Annotated in this window: 1 protein-coding gene; it reads right to left on the reverse strand. The window is 56.8% G+C overall.

Annotation, left to right across the window (positions count from 1 at the left end):
- Positions 1–191, reverse strand: a 191-nt coding sequence (locus R0J88_RS22170) for a TRAP transporter large permease subunit (RefSeq protein ID WP_410901197.1), incomplete at its 3' end; no start/stop codon positions are given.
- Between the last annotated feature and the right edge of the window lie 59 nt (positions 192–250).

The following is a 250-nucleotide window of genomic DNA, read 5'->3' on the forward strand; positions in this document are numbered from 1 at the left end:
TAAGAGACGCCCACGTACTCCACCATGATAAAAGCCGCAGCACCCATTAAGGGCGGCATGATCTGCCCACCGGTAGAGGCTGACGCTTCGACGGCTCCTGCTACCTCGGGCTTGAAGCGGGCATTTTTCATCATAGGAATGGTGAAAGAGCCAGAAGCCACGGTGTTGCCGATAGAGCTTCCCGAAATCATACCCTGAAGCGAGCTTGCTATAACGGCAGCTTTGCCAGCCCCACCCGTAAAGCGCCCGG

It is taken from the genome of Pseudoalteromonas sp. SIMBA_162 (assembly GCF_046535955.1).
GTDB classification, from domain to species: Bacteria; Pseudomonadota; Gammaproteobacteria; order Enterobacterales; family Alteromonadaceae; genus Pseudoalteromonas; species Pseudoalteromonas marina.